Origin of the sequence: Xanthomonas albilineans (assembly GCF_002939705.1) — a bacterium.
Taxonomy (GTDB): Bacteria; Pseudomonadota; Gammaproteobacteria; order Xanthomonadales; family Xanthomonadaceae; genus Xanthomonas_A; species Xanthomonas_A albilineans.
In genome coordinates, this window is sequence record NZ_MDCB01000071.1 from 1 (window position 1) to 1,292 (window position 1,292).

Sequence of the window (1,292 nt, forward strand, 5' to 3'; positions counted from 1 at the left end):
GGAATCGAGGAACCTCGGCGCTCCGCCCGCCGTGTCGGCGTGCCCGATCACCTGTGGCATCTGGGCGATGCACGGATCATCGGCACCGACGATTTCGTGCCGGTGTTCGTGGCGCGAGCATTCCAGCGCGCGCCGAGAATCGAGATGGCAACGGTGCTGGCCGATGCCATCTGGCCACGCAGAGGCGTCCTATTGGCGCCGCCACCCTCGCTGACCACCGCGCTACCACGTGACCACGCCATGCGATCTCTCCACGAATTCGTTCGCGTGGACGACGGAAGGGACGTCTTCGATGCGAGCGCCTTCGACCGCGTCTTGCGCGGCCATGCCACGCCCACTGAGGGAGCAGAACCGGAGCAGTTCTTACACGGTCAACGGTTGAAGCTTCCCCACTTCGTGACCTGGCGTGAATTATCGCGGGAACGCGCAAAGATCATCAAACACATGTGGGGAACCGACGGTCAGGCCGCTCCCGAGATGTCGTGGGCGCAGGTCAACCGCATCGCCAACACCGGCTACCAGTCCTTCGATGATGCCTTCGGTGGCAAGGCCGAGCGCGAGGACCTGCTCTGGCTGGTCAAGCGCGGCAAATACCAACTGCGGCGCAAACCATAAACGCGACCATAAATCGCTTCATACCTGAACCATCCACCGGTCCCTCGGTGATGCCTTCGGTGGCCAGACCGAGCGCGAGGACCTGCTCTGGCTGGTCAAGCGCGGCAAATACCGGCTGCGGCGCAAAAACCATAAATGCGCCCATAAATCGCGCCATACACGGACCATAAATTCGTGTGGAAACTTCGCTGCGCCCATTTCACCAAAGAGGCGTATCGACATGACAACCCGACTTCCCGCCACACAAATCGGTCAACTTTGTGAAAGCAAAGATCCCGGTNGCCGCGCGCTGGGGACTATCCGTCAAGACCCTGCGCCGCTGGCGCCAGGAACAACTCGGCCCGGTCTTCTGCAAGCTCGGAGCGCGCGTCACTTACCTGATCTGCGACGTCGAAGCCTTCGAGCAACGCGTCTCGCGCTACTCGACCTTCGCTCGGGCCTATCCGTGAGCAGGACGGCGATGGGCGATCTGACATCGCCATCGCTGCGATGTGCGTTCGGTACCGCACACCCCCTGGACCCTGACACGCCGTCCCTTTCCCATCTCTTCGATTCGGAGCGACACGCATGAACCTGATCACATCACTGCGCCACAAACTGTCCTACCTCTATGGCGAACACCTTCCTAACGAAATCCACTATCACCGGGCAGATGGGCAACACGTCGTTGTCGCACT

The 1,292-nt window shown here is 61.2% G+C and carries 2 protein-coding genes; one reads left to right on the top strand and one right to left on the bottom strand.

The genetic code is table 11. The annotated features are described in order from the left end of the window. A partial coding sequence (locus XalbCFBP2523_RS15760) for a hypothetical protein (protein WP_211286579.1) occupies nucleotides 1–615 on the top strand: 615 nt, incomplete at its 5' end. Here the strand turns inward: XalbCFBP2523_RS15760 and XalbCFBP2523_RS16945 are convergent. After that, the gene (locus XalbCFBP2523_RS16945) at nucleotides 578–760 is read right to left on the bottom strand and encodes a hypothetical protein (RefSeq protein ID WP_155394447.1); all 183 of its coding nucleotides are present in this window, start codon (nucleotides 758–760) and stop codon (nucleotides 578–580) included. The two genes, XalbCFBP2523_RS15760 and XalbCFBP2523_RS16945, sit on opposite strands and share 38 nt — an antisense overlap. Nucleotides 761–1,292: the final 532 nt, after the last annotated feature.